Origin of the sequence: Exiguobacterium sp. KJ 601 (assembly GCF_027161185.1) — a bacterium.
Classification (GTDB): Bacteria; Bacillota; Bacilli; order Exiguobacteriales; family Exiguobacteriaceae; genus Exiguobacterium; species Exiguobacterium profundum.
This window is the reverse complement of the sequence record NZ_JADHZG010000002.1, coordinates 62,406-85,157: the sequence shown is the minus strand read 5'-3', so window position 1 is coordinate 85,157 and position 22,752 is coordinate 62,406. Positions and strand designations below refer to the sequence as shown.

Below are 22,752 nucleotides of genomic sequence, written 5' to 3'. Positions count from 1 at the left end.
CTCATCTTACATATGTAAATTTATAGGAGGTATTCGATTGCGTTACGAAACGATTCAAGAATTAATGGATAAGGCAAGAGAGGCTGAGGGCAAGACATTCGGCGAGATTGATACGACCGGACGGATTAAAAATGTTCGTTCCAAGGGATCACTCGGTCACATCATTGAAGAGAGCCACTTCGGATACCCAATCAATTCAGATGCCCGACCAGACTTTGAGGAACTTGGTATCGAGTTAAAGGTCACTCCTTTCAAGAAAAACAAAAATGGTACATATTCTTCAAAAGAACGACTCGTCTTGAATATGATTGATTACCATAGCGAGCATAGATACTCGTTTGAAACTTCAAGCTTTTTATCGAAAGCCACAAGTATGCTCATCATGCTCTATCAATATGAGCCTGAGATCCCAATGGATGACTACCGTATCTACAAGTCATTCTTAAACGAGTTCTCGGAGGAAGATTTAGCCGTGATGCGACAAGACTGGGAAACAATCGTTACCAAAATCAAGAATGGAGAGGCTCATCTCATTTCGGAGGCAGATACGATGTATCTGTCCGCCTGTACAAAAGGGGCGAACGGTTCGATTGTGCGTACTCAACCCTTCTCAGATGAACCTGCCAAACCGCGTGCCTTCTCTTTGAAAGCATCCTATATGTCTGGATTGGTTCGTAAATATTTAACACCGGAACTAATGGAATCTATCGCGAACCAAGGTGAGTTAAACGAAATGTCTATCGAGGAACTTCTCGAAACCCGACTCTTACCACACTATGGCAAGACACTGATTGATTTATGTGAAGAAACGAAAGTTCCATATAACCCTAGAAACAAGGCGATGATTCCTCATGTCATGGCCAAACTGTTAGGAGTGCAAAAGACAGACCTTTCCGGTATCGAAGAATTTGCGAAGGCAAACATCAAGTTCAAAACGGTCGCACGAGAACCCGACGGAAAGATTCGCGAACATATGTCGTTCGGCAAGGTCGATTTTGAAAATCTATGCCAAAGTGACTGGGAAGATTCAGACCTATATGACACATTCGCAGAACAGAAATATCTTTTCTTAGAATTTCAATATGACGAAGAATACGTCCCAAAGAAAAAACGAATCCCTCGCTTTGTAGGCATTCGACTCTGGAACATGCCACTCGATACAATCGATGGCGAACTATATGAGATGTGGTCCGAAGCTCGAAAGGTCGTAATAGAAGGGGTTGAGCTGATTCCCATGAAAAATAGAATAAAGAACAACCTGCCCGGATCAAAATTTAACCAAGTCGCACATGTACGTTCAAAAGGTGCGGATGGAGATGACAAAATCCGCCTCCCCGATGGACAATGGATCACAAAGCAGGCGTTTTGGTTAGATCGAAACTACATTCAGCAGATTTTAGACGCTTAACATGAGTACTTCTCTCCCTACAGTGGAATCTTCCTAGTAGAGGGAGGTGAGGGATATGGCCAAAAACGTACCGAAAGCATCGAGTCCAGCCGTGTTCAAGACGATGAGCGGCAACCGTGGAAAAGATACGAAGATGGAAGTCAAAGTCAGAAAAGCGCTGTGGGCGGCCGGATACCGGTACCGCAAGAACAATCGCAAACTTTACGGGACCCCCGACATCTCGTTCCCGGGATTACGCGTCGTCGTATTTCTGGATTCTTGCTATTGGCACGGCTGTCCCCTCCACTTCAAATTGCCGAAGACGAATGCCGATTTTTGGCGTCAAAAGATCGGACGTAACATCGAACGCGATGCCGACGTCACACAACATTATGTAGAAGAAGGTTGGGTCATTCTTCGATTTTGGGAACACCAGGTCAATGATGATTTTGATCATGTCATCTATACCATCACTCATTTTGTTGATATGGCCAAGCAAAACCGACACATACGAAGTGGCTGAGATTAAAAGTACATCAGTCTAAATCTTCATCGAACATCGGTTCATGATAGGTCTCAGTCGTTTCATCGACAAGCAGGTTCGCGTAGAATTCCTCTACGCGACCTCTTTTTTCGCCTTTTTCATTTAAATATTCAACGATTTTGAATGTATCAGGTGCTTCAAGTCCGATAATGACGATCGGTACGGTGAGTTGCGTGTTTAACGGCTTCAAATGGTGCACATATTTCTCATACGTCCCAATGGCTCCATCGAAGTTGCCGGCTCTCTGCAAACGCTGAGTCGCACAGATGATGACCCCAATCCGTGTTTGAATTGCCTTTTCGACATGGTTCAGTTCGCTTGCGATGACCGGTTTCAATAAGTTCCAAGCGATTGTACCTGCATGGTTGAATCCGACTTCTAGTGAGATATTGTCTTTAGCGAAATCAAGACGCCACACATTCTCCGAATAGTCACGATCCTGAAAAATCGGACTTTCGCTCATCCATCCTCTTCTCAAAAACTCCAGTCTGAATAGTTCATTCAAAGCCTTTGATAGACTCTTGTTCTTTTTAGCATATTTTTCATTAAATGTTTTGATGATGTCGTCGTCGCTGATTGACTGAATGATGTCATGAATCTCTGTCCAAATCTCCTTGAACTCTTCATCGTTCTTCAATATCGTCTCACCGAATCGATGAGAATGGACTCTATATTTCATCATAAATCCCCTGTCTGTAAATGATAATCACGAACAGAAAGACGAGAATAACGATCTGCTCTCCATCTTTCAAACAAGTTTGTGACTCATTTAATATTTTGTAAAGATACTACTTGTCGAAAGAAAATACACCCTCATTGTAATCGTTTTCTTCATTGATATTAAGCTAATCATAAATAATTATGAGTTATTTCAACACATTTCAAAGCATGCAAACGCCTTGACAATTCCAGCTCGTTATATGAAGTTAGTATTACATTATAATTATTCTAGTCGAGATAGAAACGCTAGAGTAAAAAACAAGGAGGACATAACCCATGTCATTAATCGGCAAAGAAGTACTACCATTCAAAGCACAAGCATTCCAAACAGGTGAATTCCTCGAAGTTACAGAGAACGACCTCAAAGGCAAATGGAGCGTTGTCTGCTTCTACCCAGCTGACTTCACATTCGTCTGCCCAACTGAACTTGAAGACCTTCAAAACGAGTACGCTACACTTAAAAACCTCGGTGTAGAAGTATACTCTGTCTCAACAGACACACACTTCACACATAAAGCTTGGCACGAAACATCTGAGAAAATCGGAAAAATCGAGTACATCATGATCGGTGACCCATCACACGTCATCTCACGCAACTTCGATGTCTTGAACGAAGAAGACGGCCTCGCAGACCGTGGTACGTTCATCATCGACCCAGATGGTGTCATCCAAACTGTCGAGATCAACGCTGGCGGCATCGGCCGTGACGCGAGCACGCTCGTCAACAAAGTCAAAGCAGCACAATACGTACGCAACAATCCAGGCGAAGTCTGCCCAGCGAAATGGGAAGAGGGTTCTGAAACACTCCGCCCAAGCCTTGACCTCGTCGGTAAATTGTAAGGAGCGATTGCATGTTAGAAGCAGCGATTAAACAACAGCTCGACCAATATCTCCAGCTCATGGAGGGCGATGTCGTCCTCCGTGTGAGCGCTGGGGAAGACAAAGTCTCAAACGAGATGCTCGAGCTCGTCAACGAACTCGCCAGCATGTCATCACGCATCTCGGTCGAACGCGCGACACTCGAGCGTACACCGAGCTTCAGCGTGAATCGTCCATCCGAAGAGACAGGAATCGTCTTCGCGGGGATTCCACTCGGACATGAGTTCACATCACTTGTCCTCGCCCTCCTCCAAGTGAGCGGGCGCGCGCCGAAAGTCGATGCGGATACAATCAAACAAATTCAAAATATCGAAGGCACATATCACTTCGAGTCGTACATCAGTCTCAGCTGCCACAACTGTCCTGACGTCGTGCAAGCGCTAAACGTCATGAGCGTCCTCAACCCGAACATCACGCACACGATGATCGATGGAGCCGCGTTCAAGGATGAAGTGGAAGCAAAAGAGATCATGGCTGTCCCGACGGTCTTCTTGAACGGCGAATCGTTCGGTAACGGTCGGATGTCACTCGAAGAGATCTTGGCGAAACTCGGTACAGGTCCTGACGCTTCTGCGTTTTCGGACAAAGACCCGTATGACGTCCTCGTCGTCGGTGGCGGTCCAGCGGGTGCGAGCGCAGCCGTATACGCGGCTCGTAAAGGAATCCGTACCGGAATCATCGCAGAGCGCTTCGGCGGCCAAGTGATGGACACGATGGGGATTGAGAACTTCATCGGTACTGCTTATACAGAAGGTCCAAAGCTCGTCGCCAGTCTAGAAGAGCACGTCAAAGAGTACGGCATCGATGTCATGAACCTTCAACGCGCGAAGCGTCTTGAGAAAAAGGACCTCGTCGAGATCGAACTCGAGAACGGCGCTGTCTTGAAGAGTAAGAGTGTCATCCTCTCGACCGGTGCACGCTGGCGTAACGTCAACGTCCCAGGTGAGGTGGAGTTCAAAAACAAAGGGGTCGCTTACTGCCCGCACTGTGACGGTCCTCTCTTCGAAGGGAAACGTGTCGCGGTCATCGGTGGCGGTAACTCTGGGATCGAAGCGGCCATCGACCTCGCAGGAATCGTCAAGCACGTAACGGTCCTCGAGTTCGCTCCTGAACTTAAAGCTGACCAAGTGCTACAAGATCGTCTTCACAGCCTCCCGAACGTGACTGTCATCACGAACGCTCAGACGACAGAAATCACGGGTACGGACAAAGTGAACGGCATCTCGTATGTGTCTCGTGAGACGAACGAGTCACATCATGTCGAACTTGAAGGCGTCTTCGTCCAAATCGGTCTCGTCCCGAACACGGACTGGCTCGACTCGGTCGAACGCAACAACTTCGGGGAAATCGTCGTCGACCGTCATGGCGCGACGAACGTCCCAGGTGTGTTCGCGGCAGGAGACTGCACGAACAGCGCCTACAAACAAATCATCATCTCGATGGGTTCTGGTGCGACAGCCGCACTCGGCGCCTTCGACTACATGATTCGCAACTAACAAAAAGACTCGCCCTCTATCATGAGAGCGAGTCTTTTTATAGTTCAAACGTCTTCCCTGAGTCCGGGATGAATAAAATCGAGTCTCCGCTCTCCGTCTCAAATCGATAGCCCACTCGAGGAGAGAATGGATTCCATTCTTCTCCGGTCATCGGAACGCTCTCCATGTACTCCACGTCATTGTACATTTTGCTCAACGTCTCTTCTGCCTCAGCTAACGAGTAGCTCGGAATCGAAAGCAAAATCGCCGCCCCTACACTCATCACTCCGACCGACGCCGCCCAAAGAGTCGATGTCGGCTTTCGAAACTGTGCCAAGACTAGCAACATGATGATCCAGCCAATCGGCACTCCAAACGTCGCCGCATGCCCATACCATTGCGCATTGATCGTCAATAAACTGGCGATCACCACACCTCCAAGAATCCACCACCACTTCATGAACATCACCTCCTCTTTATTATCCCAAAATCAGGAAATGACTCAACATCTTTTATTCACATTGATGTATGATAACTTATAGTGTATGATATATAGTATAAAGATAAACGAATGAAGGAGGCGAAAAAATGTCTGATGTAAAAGCCTCGTTGGTGACGGAGTTGCGGCGCGGCACATTGACGATTGCGGTGCTCAGTCAGTTGAAGACACCCCAATACGGCTATTCTCTCGTTCAAGCACTGCTAGATGCCGATATCAACATTGATCAAAGTACGCTCTACCCGCTCTTACGTCGACTTGAAAAACAAGGACTCGTCACGAGTTCCTGGGATACGACAGAGAGTCGACCACGCAAGTACTACGTGCTCAGCTCGGATGGGATGGACATTTTGAATGAGTTATACGTGGAATGGATGAACATGTCGAAAACGTTGATCCGTCTAATTGAAGGAGGAAATGATCATGAATCTTCGTGATGTGTATATCGATGAAGTCACCTCTCGAATCCCAGAGTCGATGCGGCAAGACGTCGCACTCGAATTGGAATCGACCATTGATGACATGACTGGAAATGACCCGTCTGAAGCGGCTTTATTTGAAGCATTGCGCCAACTCGGCGACCCTCAAATCCTCGCTGCTCGCTACGCGAACCGACCACTTTATCTCATCGGTCCTGCTCTCTTCACACAGTACGTGAACATCATCAAAATCGTCTTACCGATTGCCGTCACGGTTGTCACCATTCTCTCCATCATCGGTTATTTGACCAATCCCATCGACGACACGTCTTGGAGTCAATTCTTGATTCAAGCATTCCTTCAAACTGGGGCGGCTATCTTCAATGTCGTCGTTCAGACGCTATTCTGGATCACCCTCACGTTCTTCATCATTGAACGTGCTGTACCTGAGGGCGAAGTTCCTTTCTCTAGTTGGAAACCTGAGCAACTCAAGAAGGTAAAACCACGTTCGACCTCGATTTCTTTTGGTTCGATTTTGTTTGACTTTATCGCCACCGTTCTGATGGTCGTATTGTACGTCAACGCCGAGCAGTTGATTCGTGTCGTCACAGATAGTGAATCCTATCCGCTACTCAATGCGTCGGTCTTGGATCAATTCTTCCCGTTTGTCATCGCCCTGGCCGCCTTTGGGATCGCCATCGCCATTTACAAATGGCTGGTTCGACATTGGACAAAGCCGCTCGCCTTGTGGAACGCGCTCTTCAATATCGTATGGATTGTCGTCACGGCGCTCATTTTACTGCAACCTGATTTAATTTCTTCTAATGCCGTCTCGTTGATTGCTGAGCAAATCAACGCCGACCTCGAAACAATCAGTCGTTGGGGCGTCTGGAGTGTTTTACTCACCATCATCATCGTGTGTATCCTCGATTTGGCAGAAGGTTTGATCAAAGCGTTTCGACGTTGACCTCACATTCAAACGTTTCATTTCCGATGAAAGTGGAATAGCGGAGAAGAGGACGGATTTTGAATGGGGAGGCATTTGATGGGTATTCCAACAATCAAGCTACATGACGGTTATGAGATTCCGGCCATCGGACTCGGGACGGTTTATTTGAAAGGTGAAGCAGGGGTCGACGCCATCACATGCGCCATCCGGAACGGATATCGACTCATCGATTCGGCGATTCGCTACGATAATGAAGGCACGGTCGGTGAAGCGGTTCGCCAATCCGGCATCCCGCGTGAACAACTTTTCTTAACATCGAAACTGCGCGCGCAATATTATGACTACGATCAGGCGCTCGAGATGATTCGAGAGTCCCTATATCGAGCGAACCTCGACTATTGGGATTTGTTCCTCTTGCATTGGCCAAACCCGAAACAAGACAAGTACGTCGAGGCATGGCGTGCGTTGATTCAAGCGAAGAAAAACGGATGGATCCGCTCTATTGGGGTCTCGAACTTCATGCCGGAGCACCTAGACCGCTTGATTGAAGAAACGGGAGAAACACCGGTCATTAACCAAATCGAGTTACACCCGTACTTCTCGCAAGTCGAACAGCGGAAAGCCGATAAAGAACGCGGCATCATCACAGAAGCGTGGAGCCCACTCAGTCGCGCCCGCACGGTCATCCATGACGAGAAGATCACCGAGCTCGCCAAACAAAAAGGAAAGAGCGTGTCTCAAGTCATCTTGCGTTGGCACGTGCAGCTTGGTGTCATCCCGCTCGCCCGCTCGTCTAGCGAGTTGCACCAAAAAGAGAATCTCGACGTCTTCAACTTCGAATTGACCGAGGAAGAGATGGAGACGCTCAATGCGTTGACGAAACCGGATGGTCGCATCGATGACCAAGACCCGCGAGAATACGAAGAGTACTAAAAAAGATTGAGCCTAGATGGCTCAATCTTTTTGTTTAAAACGCCGGAATGGCCGTTTCATCATAGTTCTCTTGCAAGAACGCACGGACTTCGTCACTTGTGAGCGCTTCGCCGAGTTTTTGGATCGCTTCGTCATCCTGGTTGTCTTCACGTGCGACAAGCGTGATGGCGAAATCATTCTCGACGCCTTCTGTTAAGAGTGCGTCACTCTTCGGTGTCAAACCGAGCGGTGCAGCGTAAGCCGGTGTCATCAAGACCGCATCGACATCATCGTACGCGCGCGCGAGCATCAATAAGTCGACTTCTTCAAATTTGAAGTTTTTCGGGTTCGATGTGATATCGGCCTGTGTATAGTACGTGCCTTCTTTCTCTCCGAGCTCGATCACATCATGTTGTGCGAGAAGGGAGAGCGAACGGTCGATGTTCGATACGTCGTTGGCGATCGCAATCGTTGCGCCTTCCGGAATGTCTTCCATCTTGTCATAGTTTTTTGCGTATACACCATAGTTTGCGAAATAAATCGGTTCGATTGGAACGAGATTCGCATCGTTGCTGCGGTTGAACTCCTCCATGTACGGAACGTGTTGGAAGAAGTTCGCATCGACTTCTTTCGCCGCAAGTGCCGAGTTCGGTTGAACGTTGTCTCCGAGAACGACGATTTCGAGTTCGATGTCGTCTTCCGCGAGCTGTTCTTTCGCGATTTCAAGCATATCTGTCATCGGTGGGATGAGTGATGCGACTTTCAATGTCTGTGGTTCATTTGCTTGTTCCGTTTGTGTTTCTGTATCGTTCCCACATGCTGCGAGGACGAGTGTGAGTGAGGCAAGAAGAGCCATCAATTTTTTCATATTCATTTCCTACTTTCTATTTAGCGTTTGTCGATGATGCGTGCCACGGTCGTGCCCGTGAATTGAATCAACTGTACGAAGACGAGCATGATGAGAATCATATAGAGCATGAGTTCTGTCTGAAATTGTTGATATCCATAACGGATGGCAAAGTCACCGATGCCACCACCCCCGACGACTCCCATAATCGTCGAGTATGAGATAAAACTGATGATGGATGTAGTCAATCCGAGGACAAGACCGGACCGGGCTTCCACATATAGAAACTTAAAGATGATGTCTTTAACCGTTGCGCCCATCGAGAGTGCCGCTTCGATGACCCCGCGTGGGACATCAATCAACGACTGTTCGACGAGGCGCGCATAATGTGCAATGGCAATGATGGAGAGCGGCACTGTCGCTGCTGCTGTTCCGATGGCCGTCCCGATAATAAGCCGTGTAAATGGAATCAAAAACACGACGAGTAACAAGAACGGGAAAGACCGGACGATGTTCACGACCAGATTGAGGACGGAGAAGACGATTTGATTCTCTAACAATTGTCCTTTACGCGAAAGGTAAAGCCACGTGCCTAATGGCAATCCGACTAGAATAGCGGCGAGAATCGATACCCCGACCATAATGAACGTCTCAGCAATGGACTGCCAAATCTCTGATTGATAGCGGACCAAGATTTCAGGCATTCGCTTCACCTTCCTCTCGCAACTGTTCGACGAACCAACTTGGATTCTGATCGATGGCGACCACACCTGTCGGCTCCCTCTCAATCGTCTCATGAACGGATCCGTCTGCCATGACGGTGACGCGATGACAGATTTGACGGATGACATCCATCTCATGCGTGACGAGAACGACGGTGACACCGAGTTGTTCATTGACCGACTCGAGGACACGCAGCACTTCTGCCGTCGTATTCGGGTCGAGAGAAGAGGTCGGTTCATCGCAGAGGAGTACGCTCGGTTCGCTCGCGAGTGCCCTTGCGATCGCGACACGTTGCTTCTGTCCCCCACTCAACTGGGAAGGATATTTATCGCGATACGCTTCGAGTCCAACGAACCGGAGACATTCCATCACGCGTGTCTCCCATGATGATTTCGGCCGTTTGGCAAGCTTCAGTGAATCGAGGACGTTATCAAAGACGTTCTTATTCGCAACAAGATTAAATTGTTGAAAAATCATACCGATTCGATGTCGCTTCTTGCGTAGTTCCCGGTTGGAGAGTTCGGTCAACTGGTCGCCATCGACCGTGACGCTCCCAGCATCCGGTTTCTCCAACAAATTCATCAATCGAAGAAGCGTCGACTTCCCGGCACCGCTCGCGCCGATGATGCCGTAAATCTCCCCTTTTCGAATATGAAGCGATACATCGCGGACGGCCATCTCTTGTCCATAACGCTTATGGACGGACGACAATGTGATCATGGCGGACATCCTTTCTACATCTCGTGAGTGAGTCAACCGTTTATCATTTTATCGAAGTAAAGAGTCGATGTCAGTTCATGTGCTCACATGAAAAGAACCCCCCTGCGGTTCAGAGTGGATGTCTTTTGAAATGTTCAGCAATGTGTCGTTTCATGGCGTCTCGATTTTCGGCGAAGATGCGATGGCGATGACCGTTCCCACCAGACGGATGTGGAAACCCACTCACTACGCGATCTTGATCCAAGAGCCCTCGCTCAACCAATAACTCCACGGCTCGCCTCACGTTCACGCCCATCGGTAGGATGAGTGCATCTTGAAGATGGGCCATCTCTTCTGCGAAGATTCCTTCTACGTATGGTCGAAACAGCTCTGTTCGAATCATATCCGGGCTCGATCCGTTATAGTTCTTGCCTTTATAGAAGACGGGATAAGGGAGGACCGCCGTGTTTTGAACGAGATGGTTCGCTGATCCAAACAAATCGAGGGATGATTCAATTCCCAAATGATGATGTAACTCCAAATCATCCAGCATCGTCACTAAGTTCTTTCGAATCGGACCGGAAAAACTGCCACGTTGTTTGACGGCTCGAAGCGCCTCTTCGTCTGTTGCATCCTTCAAGTCACGGATTGCCTCGAACGACTGACGCATTTGATACAAGCCTGGCGTGATTCCCGCGATGACGACTTTCGCGTTTGGATTGATGTATTCAAACGGTGCGTAATAGATCTCAAGTTGTTTCTTTTCATCACGGTCTAACAAAAAGTCTTCATTTTTCAACGTCTCTTCTTCTAAATTTGATAGCTGCAAAATCTTTGATTTATATGTGTGAAATAACGCTATTCGTGTCATATAAATAACACTCCTTTCGTCTACTTTCTCTATCTCTATTTCCCTAAATCTTTGTGTGAGAAAAGTTCATCTTTCAGACAAATGCCCTTTAAACATTAAGCGTTTTCATTCCATTTTTTGTGCTATCCTGACGATGTGATTGAGAAGGGTTTTCCATCAGGTTCGCTAAATTTTCACAAGGAGTGTGTTCAAACATGAGCGCAGTCATTGTCAATTCAGCAAGCAAGGCCAACATCGAAGTTGTCGAAAAGGAACTACGTCCATTACAAGCAGGCGAAGCGCTCGTCGATGTCGAGTACTGTGGCGTATGTCACACGGATCTTCACGTCGCAGCTGGTGATTTCGGAGATGTCCAAGGACGCGTGCTCGGTCATGAAGGGATTGGGATCGTATCTCAAATCGCCGACGATGTCACGAGTTTGAAAGTTGGCGATCGCGTCAGTATCGCTTGAATGTATCATGCATGTGGTCGTTGCGAATATTGTACGACAGGCCGAGAGACTTTCTGTCGAAACGTTCAAAATGCCGGATATAGCGTGGACGGCGGGATGGCTGAACAAAGTATCGTCGTGGCCGACTATGCCATCAAAGTACCTGACGGATTGGACCCTGCGCAAGCTTCGAGCATCACATGTGCCGGCGTCACGACGTATAAAGCCATCAAAGTTGCCGACGTGAAACCTGGGGAGACGGTCGTCATCTACGGTTGCGGTGGACTCGGCAACCTGGCCATCCAATATGCGAAACACGTCTTCAACGCACACGTCATCGCCGTAGATTTGAACGATGATAAGCTCGAACTCGCCAAAGAGAGTGGAGCTGATTTGACGATTAACCCATCGACTGAAGGAGATGCAGCTGACATCGTACAAGAGAAGTTCGGTGGGGCTCATGCCGCTGTCGTCACAGCCGTCTCAAAAGTCGCCTTTAATTCTGCAGTCAATGCAGTCCGAGCATGTGGGAAAGTGGTCGCCGTCGGTCTTTCTTCTGAAACGATGGACTTGAACATCCCTCGTCTCGTCCTCGATGGAATCGAAGTCGTCGGCTCACTCGTCGGGACACGTAAAGACTTAGAAGAAGCCTTCCAGTTCGGGGCAGAAGGGCTCGTCGTGCCTGTTGTTCATAAACGCTGTCTTCACGAGGTGCAAGACGTGTTCGAAGAGATGGAGCAAGAGAAAATCCAAGGACGCATGGTCATCGACTTCAAAAATAAAGACTGCTAATCGGAACGGGGCCTCGTGCCTCGTTTTGTTCTAGATTGACGTTGACGGGGTATAGTTGCTTTTGTATAGTTAGGAACGTCTAAAAGCCGGAAATGAAAGAGGAGTGACTTGATTTGACTCCATTAACGTCAACCCGTCTACTTGATTTATTGTCAGAGCGAAATGATCAAGTTCGACGCATGAGTGAACAATCTTGGAATGAACAAAGTGATATCCAACTCTCGAACTCGGAGTGGTATATTCTCGCGACACTTTATCAGTCGAAAAGAACGATTGCCGAAGTCACGCACAGTGTCCATATTTCTCGACAAGCGACTCATAAACTGATCAAGAACCTAGAGAGTAAAGCGCTCGTTCTTGTGACAGACCATCCGCAAAATCGAAAAGACAAATGTATCGAGTTGACCTCGCTCGGTCACACTTGTTATGAGCAAAACGAGACGCTCAAAGCACAACTTGAGCAACGGATCCAAGAAAGCATCGGCCAAGAGGCGTTTGAACAACTGAAAACCATTCTGCGCGTGGATTGGAAACTATGACCGTGTCAGCTTGAAGGCGACACGGTTTTTCATATGCATACATGGACAAAAACGTCAACCGAGTTGACATTTCATCTTCTGAATGACTATGCTTATAGATAAGGAAGAGGTGATCGACTTGTTTAAAACTGGAGACTTAATCATCTACTCGACCCATGGCGTATGTCGCATCGACGACATTTCGGACAAAACGGTCGCAGGAGAGACGAAATCGTACTATACGCTTCACCCCATCAACAACTCACAAAAGTTGCAGATCAGCATTCCCGTCGACAATGACAACGTGATGATGTTGACGTTACTCGAAGCAGATGAGGCATCAGAGATTTTAGAGTCGTTCCGCTCACCTGGTGTGGAATGGAATCCGCATTCCAACAACCGCAATCGTGAATTCTTGAATGTCGTGCATTCAGGAAACCGTCATGAGATTGCCCAAGTGGTGAATACATTGAGCCGTAGACAAATCGAGGCACTTCAAGCGAACAAAAAACTATACGAGCAAGATCGTAAGATTTTAGAGAACGCCAAAACGATTTTGGTGAAAGAGCTCTCCCTTGCCCTCGAGCGTTCAGAGAGCGACATCGAGCGCACGATTGGCGAGTACTTACATGAAAGCATGGCGACACTCACACCTTGACCTCTTCCAGTGGAAGTGGTCTTTTTTTGTTCTATTAAAATAATATACTTTTTTTTACATTTTTCGGGTATCCTAAAACAAATATACCTTATGATATAGGGAGGATGTTAGGATGCAACTGCACTCTAGTACGACCCATGTCACCGACACGCACGTCGTTCGGGCAATCGAAAACAATCTGGCCATCATTCGCTTTGATGAAAATCGCCGTGTCGCCTACGTCAATGAGATTTTTGCCAAAACGATGGGCTACGAAGTCAAGGAACTGATGGGACGCCCCCATCGTGATCTTTGCTTGCCCGAGTTCGCGAACAGTCCCCAATACGACCTGTTTTGGCGTAAGCTCATGCAAGGGTTGAGTTATCACGACAAGATTGAACGACGTGCCGCAGATGGTCATAGTGTCTGGCTAGAGGCGACCTACATGCCGATCTTCGATGATGCCCACCAGAACGTCATCGGCGTCTCAAAGATTGCAGCCGATATCACGTCACGGCAACAAGACGTACTCCACATGGCGAATAATCTTCAAGAGACGTCTGAATACTTATCTGCCCAGTCCCAAATCGGGAAACAAGACGGAGAACACGTACTCGAAAACGTCAAACTGATTGAACAAGAATCGACTCAAAACCTAGAGCATTTACACGCTCTCCAACAAGAGGCGAAAACGATCACGGATATTGTCCGAACGATTCGTGAAATCGCTGCCCAAACCAACCTTCTCGCACTCAATGCCGCAATCGAGGCGGCACGCGCAGGTGAACATGGACGCGGCTTCAATGTCGTCGCGACAGAGGTGCGCAATCTTTCAAACAAAGTCTCACTCTCCATTACAGAAGTGAACAACAACATTGAAGGCATTGTGAAACGCATCGATGACGTGTCGATGAGCATCGGACGAATTTCTCATAAAGTCAAAGATAGCTCGGGACAACTCGAGCATACGGTCCGAGAGTTCGAAAAATTAGCAGATTCAGCCGCTACACTCGAACAGCGGGCAAAGACGTTTCTCAAAATGGTATGAGCGGCCCGATAGGAGATCGCTTTTTTCTATACAAAAGACGAGCATACGATTGTATGCTCGTCTTGAATCAATTAATTGTGGACCATGTCCTTTTCCTCTAAACCGAGCGTGACCGCCGTCGATTCGTGAATCGTCTTGAATAAATCCGGGTGTTCCGACAGCTTCAATCCATACGACGGTACCATTTCTTTGATTTTCGCTTCCCACTCCGGTAAGTGTTGCGGGAAGCACTGCTCGAGCACTTTCAACATGACGTGCACGGCCGTCGATGCGCCTGGAGAAGCACCGAGAAGCGCCGCGACCGACCCATCTTCGGCACTGACGACTTCCGTTCCGAATTGAAGCGTTCCTTTTCCTTGCGGTGTATCTTTGATGACCTGCACACGTTGCCCTGCCACGACGATCTCCCAATCTTCATTCTTGGCATTCGGGATGAATTCACGGAGTTCATCCATCCGTTTGTCGTGAGATAAGAGTACCTGCTCGATCAAGTATTTCGTAAGTGGCATCTCTTTCGCCCCTGCGGCAAGCATCGTGATGACGTTGTTCGGCTTGACCGAACGAATCAAATCCAAGTTCGATCCTGTTTTTAAGAATTTCGGTGTGAAGCCGGCGAACGGTCCAAACAGCAACTCTTTGCGTCCATCGATAAAACGAGTGTCGAGATGCGGGACCGACATCGGTGGTGCCCCGACCTTCGCTTTACCATACACTTTGGCGTGATGTTGCTCGATGACCTCGCGATTTTTACAAACGAGGAAGAGACCGCTGACTGGGAATCCTCCGATTTGTTTCGATTCCGGAATCCCTGTCTTTTGTAAGAGCGGCAAACTGCCACCACCGCCTCCGATAAAGAGAAACGGTGCCGTATGCGTCTCAATCGTGTTCTGAGACATGTCTTTTATTTTCACTTCCCAATGACCGTTCTCGAGGCGCTTCACGTCCTCGACGCTATGGCCATAGTTGACTTCGACCCCGTTCGATGTGAGATGGTCAAACAACATACGTGTCAATGCGCCAAAGTTCACGTCTGTCCCTGAGTCGATTTTCGTCGCAGCAATCGGTTCATCCGGTGTCCGTCCGTCCATGATGAGCGGGAACCATTCCCGTAATTCATTCGGATCGTCCGATAAGACCATGCCTTCAAACAGCGGATTCGCTGTGAGCGCTTCCAAACGGCGTTTCAAGAAATCGACGTTCTTCTCCCCTTGGACCATGCTCATATGTGGGATCGAACGAATGAAGGCTCCTGGATTCTCAATCAGTCCCTGCTTGACGAGATGCGCCCAAAACTGACGCGAGATTTGGAACTGCTCGTTGACGTTGACCGCTTTGGAGATGTCAATCGTCCCGTCTGCGTTCTCTGTTGTATAGTTTAATTCGCAAAGTGCGGCATGTCCCGTACCTGCGTTATTCCACTCGTTTGAACTTTCTTCCCCTGCTGCATCGAGCTTTTCGAACACTTTGATGTTCCACTCCGGTACGAGCTCTTTAAAGAGTGAACCGAGCGTTGCGCTCATAATGCCTGCCCCAATCAAAATGACGTCTGTTCTCGTTTGCGTACTGCTCATGAAAACCCCATCCTTATCCCCTGAATTTTTTGTCATACGATTGAAGAATCCCCATTCCTCGATCGTATATTTTATAATCGTTATACCGATTATAACTCTTTTGTGATGAATGATAAGGGTTATGTATGATTTTTCGTGTTGAAACTTTTTATGAAAATGGAATGATCCCATGAAATGAAGGAGGTGTTCTTTTGAGGCGTGGTTTACGTTTTACAATACCCAATCAATATGGGCAATTTCTAAAAGCAATCTTAAGTCCAATCCCTCTTGATCAATACCGATGGAAAGTGATTGACGAGGAATCATATATTGTAAAAGATGGGCACCTGAATCGCCTGTTATTTTCGGATTCGATCGTAATCGATGGTCGTCAATTCGCTGAACTGCTCACACAACATGAACACTATTTGATTTTCGTTGATATCAAGGCGTTTCAATCTCATATGTCCTCGGAAATCGTAACGTACGAAGACTTTTTACATAGTACGTGTGAATTCGCTCTATTGGTGACGGACAGTCAAGACGTCACAATCTACTGTAAAGACCAAGAGATGCTCAATTCACTCTATCAAAATGCTTCTTGGTATGGATTTGAAGATGTCACATACATCACACGTCATAATGACTCGAGGACACGTTTATCTTGCTGGTAACTAGACGGTTTAAAAAGGAGAATCCACATGCCTACACTCTATTTGATTCGACACTGCTCAGCTACGGGCCAAGAACCTGACGCCTCGCTTACAGAAGACGGTCACGCCCAGTCCTTACTGCTTCGCGACTTCTTTTCTGAACTCACAATCGACCGAATCATCTCTAGCGATTATACCCGTGCAGTCGCTTCGGTCACGCCACTCGCCGATGCTCATCACCTCTCGATTGAACGTGAACCGTTACTGAGAGAACGCATCCTATCTCACGAACCGCTCGAAGACTGGCTGACCCCATTACGTCAGTCGTTCAGCGACCCGACGTTCAAGTTGCCTGGTGCCGAATCGGCTGAGGAGGCGACGCAGCGCATCCTACAAGTCGTCGAGCACGCCAAAGCTCCGCATGCTTCGACCCTATTAGTGACACACGGCAATCTGCTCGCACTCTTATTGCAACATCTCGACCCGCAATATGACTTTGAGACATGGCGTAAGATGCGTAACCCAGATGTCTATCGTCTCGATTATCACGACAGCACACCGGTCATCGAGCATATTTGGCCAAACAAATAAGCCGTCTCGCGATGAGACGGCTTTTGTCACTTCTCTACGAAAAACATCGAGATGGCACCAAGCCCGACATGTGTCCCGACCGAGACACCCATCTGCATGAGGTAAATCTCGCCGGCAAAATCGGTTTCGGTTTCGAGCTTCACTTTTAAGTTCTCCGCAATCCGTTGGTCCGATGTGTACCCGATGATCACGAAATTCGTGATGTCCGGGTTGACGCGTTTCACGAACTCGTCCTTATAATGCTTCAGCACTTTACGGGTGCCTCGTTCCTTGGCAACAATGGCACCTTTCCCGTTTTTCATACTCATGATGGGTTTTACCATCAGTAGTTTCCCGATGATAGCACTCGCGTTTGAAATCCGTCCGCTCTTGATCAAGTGGTCGAGGTCATCTACGGATAAGAAGTGCTTCACTTTCGTCTTGTACGTCTCATTGAAGTCAACGAGCTCTTCGAACGTCGCACCGGCTTCACGCATCTGTGCGCTCTTCAACAACAGCCAGCCGCTACCATGACTCATCGAACGAGAGTCGACGACATGGATTTTGACAGGTGAGTCAGGATGCGCCTCTTCAAAGTATTCTTTTCCAATGACCGCCGATTGATACGATCCGCTCGTCCCACTCGACATGCAGATACATAAAATCTCCTCATGGCCGGCAGCGACCGCATCTTCCATCAATCGTAAGAACGTCGCTGGGCTCGGCATCGCCGTCGTTGGGAATTCCGGGAGCGCTTCCAACATTCCGTAAAAATCATCCGGCTGGATATCCACCCGGTCCTGGTAAGACATATTATTCATGGTGATGATCAACGGCGCGACCCCGATGTTGTACTGTTCAAGCACTGCATCTGATAAGTCACACGTCGAATCTGCTAATAATTTTATCATGCATTCCTCCAAAACTTTCTCCATAAGTGACGGGAATCATCCTATAACTTCGTCGATTCCGACGTCACGATAGGACCTCTTCTAGTGTAGCAGATTTGGAGGGGGAAATGTTTTTTTACTGGGGTTGATGTGCGACTTGTTTTTCATGTTGCAAGAGCCATTCTTTTCGCCAAAGTCCACCGGCATAGCCCGTCAATTTCCCAGTCGATCCGATGACGCGATGACAAGGCACGACGATGCTCAGTTTGTTGCGTCCGTTCGTTGCTCCGACTGCGCGAACAGCCGTAGGTCGCTTCACGCGTTCGGCAAGTTCGCGGTAAGAAGCCGTCTCCGCATACGGGATGGTTTGTAACGCATCCCACACGTCATGCTGAAACGTTGTCCCGATTTGCTCAGTCGGGAACGTGAACGTCATACGCTCGCCACGAAAGTAGGCGTTTAGTTCATCCCGGCACTGTCGCAATACATTTGGTACATCTTGCTCCATACTTCGTTTGCTTTCCCGTTCGACGAATAAGATCGATTGAACGACCTGCTCCGTCCCGATGATTTCTAGGACGCCAATCGGTGTCTCCACGTCTAATTTATACGTTCCCATATAATGACCTCCACAGATAGAATGTCGCGTATCCTTCCCAACCTTGCCACGATTCACCGTAACGCTTCACTTCTTCAATCGTTGGTTTCTTCGCTGTCCCTAACTGATGCTGAATCGCTTGATGCAATCCGACATCCGCAATCGGAAAGGCTGATGCGTCCTGAAAACACTTCATCAACACATAGTCTGCCGTCCATGCTCCGACACCTCTTATCGCGAGTAACCGTTGACGGATATCAGCTGAAGAGTGTGATTGTAAAGCCGTTTTTGACAGGTCTCCATTCGTTATTTCCCGTGCAATATCAATGACATACTCTGCTTTCCTGCGACTGAATTGAAGCTCACGTAATTCTTCCGGTTCGAGCAAGGCGATTTGCTCCGCCCGCGGGAACATCCAGTACGTTCTTTCTTCGACGACTCGTTGGTCTCCATAGCGTTCAACGAAGCGCCGTTTAATCGTATAAGCAAACGACAAGGTGATTTGTTGTCCGATGATGGCCCAAACGAGTGCTTCGAACAAATCTGGGAAGCCAATCATCCGTAATCCGCGATGTGCTTCAATCAAAGGAACCAGCAATTCATCCTCTTCACCCATCGCTTCAAACGGCGCTAAATCACGATCAAGGTCTAACCAGTCTCGTACCTCACGTGCGACACGTTCTTTTTCTGTCTCTGATACTTCATCGAAAGGGAACCGTACATGAATGTGATTCCCCTCTTCTCGAAGCTCGATCAGGATGAGCCGTTCCCCGATTCGCATCAACTTTCGAACCGTGTCAGGTGTGGTCACATGGAGCACTTCTTGTTCTGACCGACTTAAAAAGACGAGACACTCTTGAAAATCAAACGGCTGCTGAACAGCAAGTAGCATCTCTGTCATAGGTCCTCTCCTTTTCGATACATGTTCGGTGTACAGCCTTTTACTTGTCGGAACACACGGTAAAAGTTCGATGGTGTTTGAAACCCGACCTCATAGCAAACCGTCAGATTACTCATGTCGGTCGTTCGCAATAAATAAGCCGCCTTGTCAATTCGAATCCGTTCAAGTAGTTGCCTCGGAGTCTCTCCTGTCGCCTGGGTGAATGTCCGCTCCAAATGAAAGGGACTCAGTTGGGCGTGTTCGGCAATCTGTTCAAGGCGAATGGGTTGTTTATAATGGTTCACGAGATACGCCGTCACTTGTTGAACGAGCGCACGGTGTGGGGCGTGTTCGACTTCTGGCTGACATCGCTTGCACGGTCGAAATCCATTTGTCTCCGCTTCTTCTCTCGTTAAATAAAAATCAACGTTCTCTTTCTTCGGTTTGCGGGATCGGCACGAAGGTCGGCAATAAATTCCTGTCGTTTTCACGGCTGTATAGAATAATCCATCGTAAGTTGCATCGCAGGCGAGCACTTTCGCCCACTTTTCGTCAAACGTCAGCATCTCCACACCCCTTTCTCCTCTCACTGTAGCAAATCTAAAATCAACATTTCGTCCTCTTTCTTGCGCTTACAATCCCCTCTTTTTGAAACGTTTTACAGATTTCAATCGTATCCTATAGTACGATTTAGACAGAAGTTGCTGTCAGTCCTATGGCAGATAAGGAGAAGATTGCAATGCGTACTCGTTTTTCATGGAAACAATTAAAATGGCTCATTCCTATAGCGTTAATCGGTTTGATTTTGATTCAGAGCGGACAAGAGTTGAAAGACCTCTCGCTCGCGACCGCCTTCACGACATTGAAACAACTGACCGGTTGGGAACAGTTCACACTCATCCTGCTCGGTGGATTCGCAGTCTTGACGATGACGGGCTATGACTATTTCCTGCTACGCTCTTTACATATCGAGCTACCGAAACGAAAAATCGTTCAAACGGCGTGGATCACGAACTCGATGAACGGGATGCTCGGCTTCGGCGGCGTGATTGGGATTGCCCTTCGTACCTCCCTCTACCGTCCCTATACAGATACGAAACGCTTGCTCCGTGCCATCGGTTGGATGACCCCGACACTCATCAGTGGTCTGTCCATTCTTTCCATCGGTGTGCTCCTCGGAATCTTTCCAGCTGGTGGGCTCGTCGGTACGAAACCATGGATTTGGCCGGTGTTACTCGCCGTGAGTGCGATGCTCCCGTTTTATTTATTCGTCACATCACGCCGATCAAACGTCGGATGGTCTACTCTGCTCGGGTATACGATGACTTCACTCGCAGAATGGGTCACCGCTGGAATCGTCGCCATTTATGCTTTGACGTTACTAGACGGTTCGGCTTCGTTCGTGCAACTCTTCGGGGTATTCATCGTCGCGACGGTCGTCGGTGTCGTCTCCCTCGTCCCTGGGGGTGCTGGAACGTTTGACTTACTGTATCTCGTTGGGATGACTCAACTTGGGATTCATCAAGACATCGTTTTGTCTTCACTAATCATCTATCGATTCGTTTATTTTGTCGTTCCCTTTTTAATTGGACTTTTTCTCGCAGCCATCGCATTCGGAGATCAGGTCGTCAAACAAATCGAGTATCGGCCAATCATCGGGTCTTCTTATGAGATTGGGACCGTCGTCTGGCGCATCGTTTCGCGGACGCTTGCGAGGATTGGACGCCTGACTGGAAGTCTCATCGCACTCATGAGCAGTCTGTTGATTTGGTTCCAGACGCTTCTCCCGAGCGTGACGCCACTCTATGAAGTGAATCGCTGGTTTGAATGGATTGGGACCCTTTTCTTATTGAGTGCCGGACTTCTCATGTTCTTATCCGTCTATGGCATGTATGTTCGGACAAAACGAACGCTCTGGTTACTCAACACTGCCTTCATCTTGGCGACCATCGGTGTCATCGCTCGTGGGTTAAACCTGTTTGAGACCTTCGTCGTCATCGGGTTTGCGATGTTCGTCTGGTTGACACGCAAACGACACGTCCGATACCGGTCGATTTTAACGACAGGACGTCTCATCCGAAGCTTGATTTACGTCCTGCTCTATGTCGGCACCCACGCCCTCTTATTGCAGTCATTCGCAGGTACAGACAACTTATTCTTCACATCGCATCAAGCCGGTTGGTTGACGACGTTCGTCTTATTGTTAACTTCAATCATAGCAAGTGTACTTCTGCTCTTGTTCGATCGTTGGAAACGTCCGGCGCTTGGAGAAGCCTATGATGAACATCGCATCCGACAGTTCCAAGCAACACAGCCCACATCGAGCAGTTTTGATTTGGCCCATATGGCAGATAAGCGTTTTTACATGAACGAGGCAGGAGATGCGTGTCTGTTGTTTGCGACGACTCGGAACCATGCCATCGTCCTTGGTGATATCCAAGGAGAGAAACAGGCTGCGATTTCTCTTTTGACACGATTCATTGAAGATGCAGATCGGATCGGGTATATCCCTTTATTTTATCAAATCACACCGAATTGGATGCCCCGCCTCCATGATGCCGGATTCACGTTCTTCAAACTAGGGGAAGAGGCGACGATTGACGTCTCGACCTTCTCCTTATCCGGGAAGAAGCGTGCAAATATGCGCTCTCTCTACAATCAGTTTGAGAAGAAAGGAATCACGTTCGACATCGTCTGTGAACCAAGCCTCTTGCTGTTACAAGAGTTAAAAGACATCTCAGACGAATGGATCGGGAATCGAAATGAGAAAGGCTTCTCTCTCGGATTCTTCGACTATGAAACGTTGACACGTTATCCGATTGCCTTGTTGCGAGATGCGGACGGTGTCGTCGTGGCTTTCATTTCGCTACTCCGGGGAGAAGGGGCCATCTCCATCGATTTGATGCGTTCGAAAAATGATGCGCCGACCGGATCGATTGAAGTGTTAATCCTTCACATCATCGAATGGGCTCGCGCAGAAGGCTATGATCATGTCGGACTCGGCGTGGCACCACTTGCCGCCGTCGGAGAGCAGACGTTCTCCCATTGGCCGGAGCGCGTCGCCGCCGACATTTTTGAAAACATCAGTTACATCTATCCGTTCAGTGGCTTGCGACAGTTCAAACAGAAGTTCAAACCATCTTGGGAAGGACGCTATCTCGCGTTCCGCCAGCGTCGTAAATTGTTGCCATCGATTTTACGAACAGCGCGATTGATTAGTCGGAAACGCTAAAAAACAGGAATTTCTCACGATGAGAAATT

General features: G+C 48.2%; 24 protein-coding genes and 1 pseudogene. 14 read left to right on the top strand and 11 right to left on the bottom strand.

Going from position 1 to position 22,752, the window contains the following annotated elements; translation table 11 throughout:
• The first annotated feature begins 37 nt into the window (after nt 1-37).
• Nucleotides 38-1,408, top strand: a complete 1,371-nt coding sequence (locus IRJ25_RS10850; protein WP_269318277.1) for a Sau3AI family type II restriction endonuclease — start codon at nt 38-40, stop codon at nt 1,406-1,408.
• Between the two features lie 55 nt (nt 1,409-1,463).
• Nucleotides 1,464-1,910 carry a very short patch repair endonuclease gene (locus IRJ25_RS10845; protein ID WP_074035159.1) on the top strand — a complete coding sequence of 149 codons (447 nt, stop codon included), beginning with the start codon at nt 1,464-1,466 and terminating at the stop codon, nt 1,908-1,910.
• Between the two features lie 13 nt (nt 1,911-1,923).
• Here IRJ25_RS10845 and IRJ25_RS10840 read toward each other — a convergent pair whose 3' ends face one another.
• Nucleotides 1,924-2,610, bottom strand: a complete 687-nt coding sequence (locus IRJ25_RS10840; RefSeq protein WP_074035160.1) for a BglII/BstYI family type II restriction endonuclease — start codon at nt 2,608-2,610, stop codon at nt 1,924-1,926.
• A gap of 317 nt (nt 2,611-2,927) precedes the next feature.
• Between IRJ25_RS10840 and ahpC the strand changes: the two genes are divergently transcribed.
• Nucleotides 2,928-3,491, top strand: a complete 564-nt coding sequence (ahpC, locus tag IRJ25_RS10835) for an alkyl hydroperoxide reductase subunit C (RefSeq protein WP_015880295.1) — start codon at nt 2,928-2,930, stop codon at nt 3,489-3,491.
• Nucleotides 3,492-3,502: 11 nt separating this feature from the next.
• On the top strand, nt 3,503-5,026 hold the full coding sequence (gene ahpF / locus IRJ25_RS10830; RefSeq protein ID WP_015880294.1) for an alkyl hydroperoxide reductase subunit F: 1,524 nt from the start codon (nt 3,503-3,505) through the stop codon (nt 5,024-5,026).
• A 37-nt stretch (nt 5,027-5,063) separates the two neighbouring features.
• Here the strand turns inward: ahpF and IRJ25_RS10825 are convergent, their stop codons facing one another.
• Nucleotides 5,064-5,465 (bottom strand): hypothetical protein, encoded by a 402-nt coding sequence (locus IRJ25_RS10825; RefSeq protein ID WP_269318276.1) that lies wholly within the window; start codon nt 5,463-5,465, stop codon nt 5,064-5,066.
• Nucleotides 5,466-5,593: 128 nt separating this feature from the next.
• Between IRJ25_RS10825 and IRJ25_RS10820 the strand changes: the two genes are divergently transcribed.
• The 3 genes from IRJ25_RS10820 (at nt 5,594) to IRJ25_RS10810 (ending at nt 7,805) form a co-directional block, all read left to right on the top strand.
• Complete coding sequence (locus IRJ25_RS10820; protein ID WP_269318275.1) at nt 5,594-5,941, top strand: PadR family transcriptional regulator; 348 nt, start codon at nt 5,594-5,596, stop codon at nt 5,939-5,941.
• Nucleotides 5,928-6,890, top strand: coding sequence for an HAAS signaling domain-containing protein (locus tag IRJ25_RS10815; protein ID WP_269318274.1), 963 nt, complete (start codon nt 5,928-5,930; stop codon nt 6,888-6,890). The genes IRJ25_RS10820 and IRJ25_RS10815 overlap by 14 nt, the downstream gene beginning before the upstream one ends.
• A 78-nt stretch (nt 6,891-6,968) precedes the next feature.
• Nucleotides 6,969-7,805, top strand: coding sequence for an aldo/keto reductase (locus IRJ25_RS10810; RefSeq protein ID WP_269318273.1), 837 nt, complete (start codon nt 6,969-6,971; stop codon nt 7,803-7,805).
• A 34-nt stretch (nt 7,806-7,839) separates the two neighbouring features.
• Here IRJ25_RS10810 and IRJ25_RS10805 read toward each other — a convergent pair whose 3' ends face one another.
• The 4 genes from IRJ25_RS10805 to IRJ25_RS10790 all read right to left on the bottom strand — a co-directional run bounded on the left by IRJ25_RS10805 (nt 7,840) and on the right by IRJ25_RS10790 (nt 10,924).
• On the bottom strand, nt 7,840-8,652 hold the full coding sequence (locus IRJ25_RS10805; RefSeq protein ID WP_078146002.1) for a MetQ/NlpA family ABC transporter substrate-binding protein: 813 nt from the start codon (nt 8,650-8,652) through the stop codon (nt 7,840-7,842).
• A gap of 20 nt (nt 8,653-8,672) precedes the next feature.
• Nucleotides 8,673-9,335 (bottom strand): methionine ABC transporter permease, encoded by a 663-nt coding sequence (locus IRJ25_RS10800; RefSeq protein WP_214784498.1) that lies wholly within the window; start codon nt 9,333-9,335, stop codon nt 8,673-8,675.
• Nucleotides 9,328-10,074 carry a methionine ABC transporter ATP-binding protein gene (locus tag IRJ25_RS10795; protein WP_269318272.1) on the bottom strand — a complete coding sequence of 249 codons (747 nt, stop codon included), beginning with the start codon at nt 10,072-10,074 and terminating at the stop codon, nt 9,328-9,330. The genes IRJ25_RS10800 and IRJ25_RS10795 overlap by 8 nt, the downstream gene beginning before the upstream one ends.
• 109 nt (nt 10,075-10,183) lie before the next feature.
• Nucleotides 10,184-10,924, bottom strand: a complete 741-nt coding sequence (locus IRJ25_RS10790; protein WP_214784505.1) for a hypothetical protein — start codon at nt 10,922-10,924, stop codon at nt 10,184-10,186.
• A gap of 194 nt (nt 10,925-11,118) precedes the next feature.
• On the opposite strand from IRJ25_RS10790, the pseudogene adhP reads away from it, so the two are divergent.
• The 4 genes and pseudogenes from adhP (at nt 11,119) to IRJ25_RS10770 (ending at nt 14,350) form a co-directional block, all read left to right on the top strand.
• Nucleotides 11,119-12,147 (top strand): annotated as a pseudogene (adhP, locus tag IRJ25_RS10785) (alcohol dehydrogenase AdhP).
• A 113-nt stretch (nt 12,148-12,260) separates the two neighbouring features.
• Entirely contained in the window at nt 12,261-12,686 is a 426-nt protein-coding gene (locus IRJ25_RS10780; protein WP_269318271.1) for a MarR family winged helix-turn-helix transcriptional regulator, read from the top strand.
• 109 nt (nt 12,687-12,795) lie between these two features.
• Complete coding sequence (locus tag IRJ25_RS10775) at nt 12,796-13,323, top strand: CarD family transcriptional regulator (RefSeq protein WP_143180210.1); 528 nt, start codon at nt 12,796-12,798, stop codon at nt 13,321-13,323.
• Between the two features lie 112 nt (nt 13,324-13,435).
• A complete protein-coding gene (locus tag IRJ25_RS10770) occupies nt 13,436-14,350 on the top strand; it encodes a methyl-accepting chemotaxis protein (RefSeq protein WP_269318270.1) in 915 nt (304 codons plus the stop codon).
• Between the two features lie 71 nt (nt 14,351-14,421).
• On the opposite strand, the gene IRJ25_RS10765 is transcribed toward IRJ25_RS10770, so the two are convergent.
• Entirely contained in the window at nt 14,422-15,921 is a 1,500-nt protein-coding gene (locus IRJ25_RS10765; RefSeq protein ID WP_196431674.1) for a malate:quinone oxidoreductase, read from the bottom strand.
• 191 nt (nt 15,922-16,112) lie between these two features.
• On the opposite strand from IRJ25_RS10765, the gene IRJ25_RS10760 reads away from it, so the two are divergent.
• Together IRJ25_RS10760 and IRJ25_RS10755 are read left to right on the top strand one after the other, a co-directional pair.
• On the top strand, nt 16,113-16,574 hold the full coding sequence (locus tag IRJ25_RS10760; protein WP_269318269.1) for a DUF2691 family protein: 462 nt from the start codon (nt 16,113-16,115) through the stop codon (nt 16,572-16,574).
• Between the two features lie 27 nt (nt 16,575-16,601).
• Nucleotides 16,602-17,144 (top strand): histidine phosphatase family protein, encoded by a 543-nt coding sequence (locus IRJ25_RS10755; RefSeq protein WP_269318268.1) that lies wholly within the window; start codon nt 16,602-16,604, stop codon nt 17,142-17,144.
• Between the two features lie 26 nt (nt 17,145-17,170).
• On the opposite strand, the gene IRJ25_RS10750 is transcribed toward IRJ25_RS10755, so the two are convergent.
• The 4 genes from IRJ25_RS10750 to IRJ25_RS10735 form a co-directional block, all read right to left on the bottom strand.
• Nucleotides 17,171-18,034 (bottom strand): DegV family protein, encoded by an 864-nt coding sequence (locus IRJ25_RS10750; RefSeq protein ID WP_269318267.1) that lies wholly within the window; start codon nt 18,032-18,034, stop codon nt 17,171-17,173.
• A 115-nt stretch (nt 18,035-18,149) separates the two neighbouring features.
• A complete protein-coding gene (locus IRJ25_RS10745) occupies nt 18,150-18,632 on the bottom strand; it encodes a methylated-DNA--[protein]-cysteine S-methyltransferase (RefSeq protein WP_047795745.1) in 483 nt (160 codons plus the stop codon).
• Nucleotides 18,619-19,512 (bottom strand): DNA-3-methyladenine glycosylase family protein, encoded by an 894-nt coding sequence (locus IRJ25_RS10740; protein WP_269318266.1) that lies wholly within the window; start codon nt 19,510-19,512, stop codon nt 18,619-18,621. The genes IRJ25_RS10745 and IRJ25_RS10740 overlap by 14 nt, the downstream gene beginning before the upstream one ends.
• Nucleotides 19,509-20,057 (bottom strand): bifunctional transcriptional activator/DNA repair enzyme AdaA, encoded by a 549-nt coding sequence (locus IRJ25_RS10735; RefSeq protein ID WP_269318265.1) that lies wholly within the window; start codon nt 20,055-20,057, stop codon nt 19,509-19,511. Before IRJ25_RS10735 ends, IRJ25_RS10740 begins: the two co-directional genes overlap by 4 nt.
• Nucleotides 20,058-20,230: 173 nt before the next feature.
• Here IRJ25_RS10735 and mprF point away from each other — a divergent pair, with 173 nt between their 5' ends.
• Nucleotides 20,231-22,723, top strand: a complete 2,493-nt coding sequence (gene mprF / locus IRJ25_RS10730; protein WP_269318264.1) for a bifunctional lysylphosphatidylglycerol flippase/synthetase MprF — start codon at nt 20,231-20,233, stop codon at nt 22,721-22,723.
• The last annotated feature ends 29 nt before the right edge of the window (nt 22,724-22,752 follow it).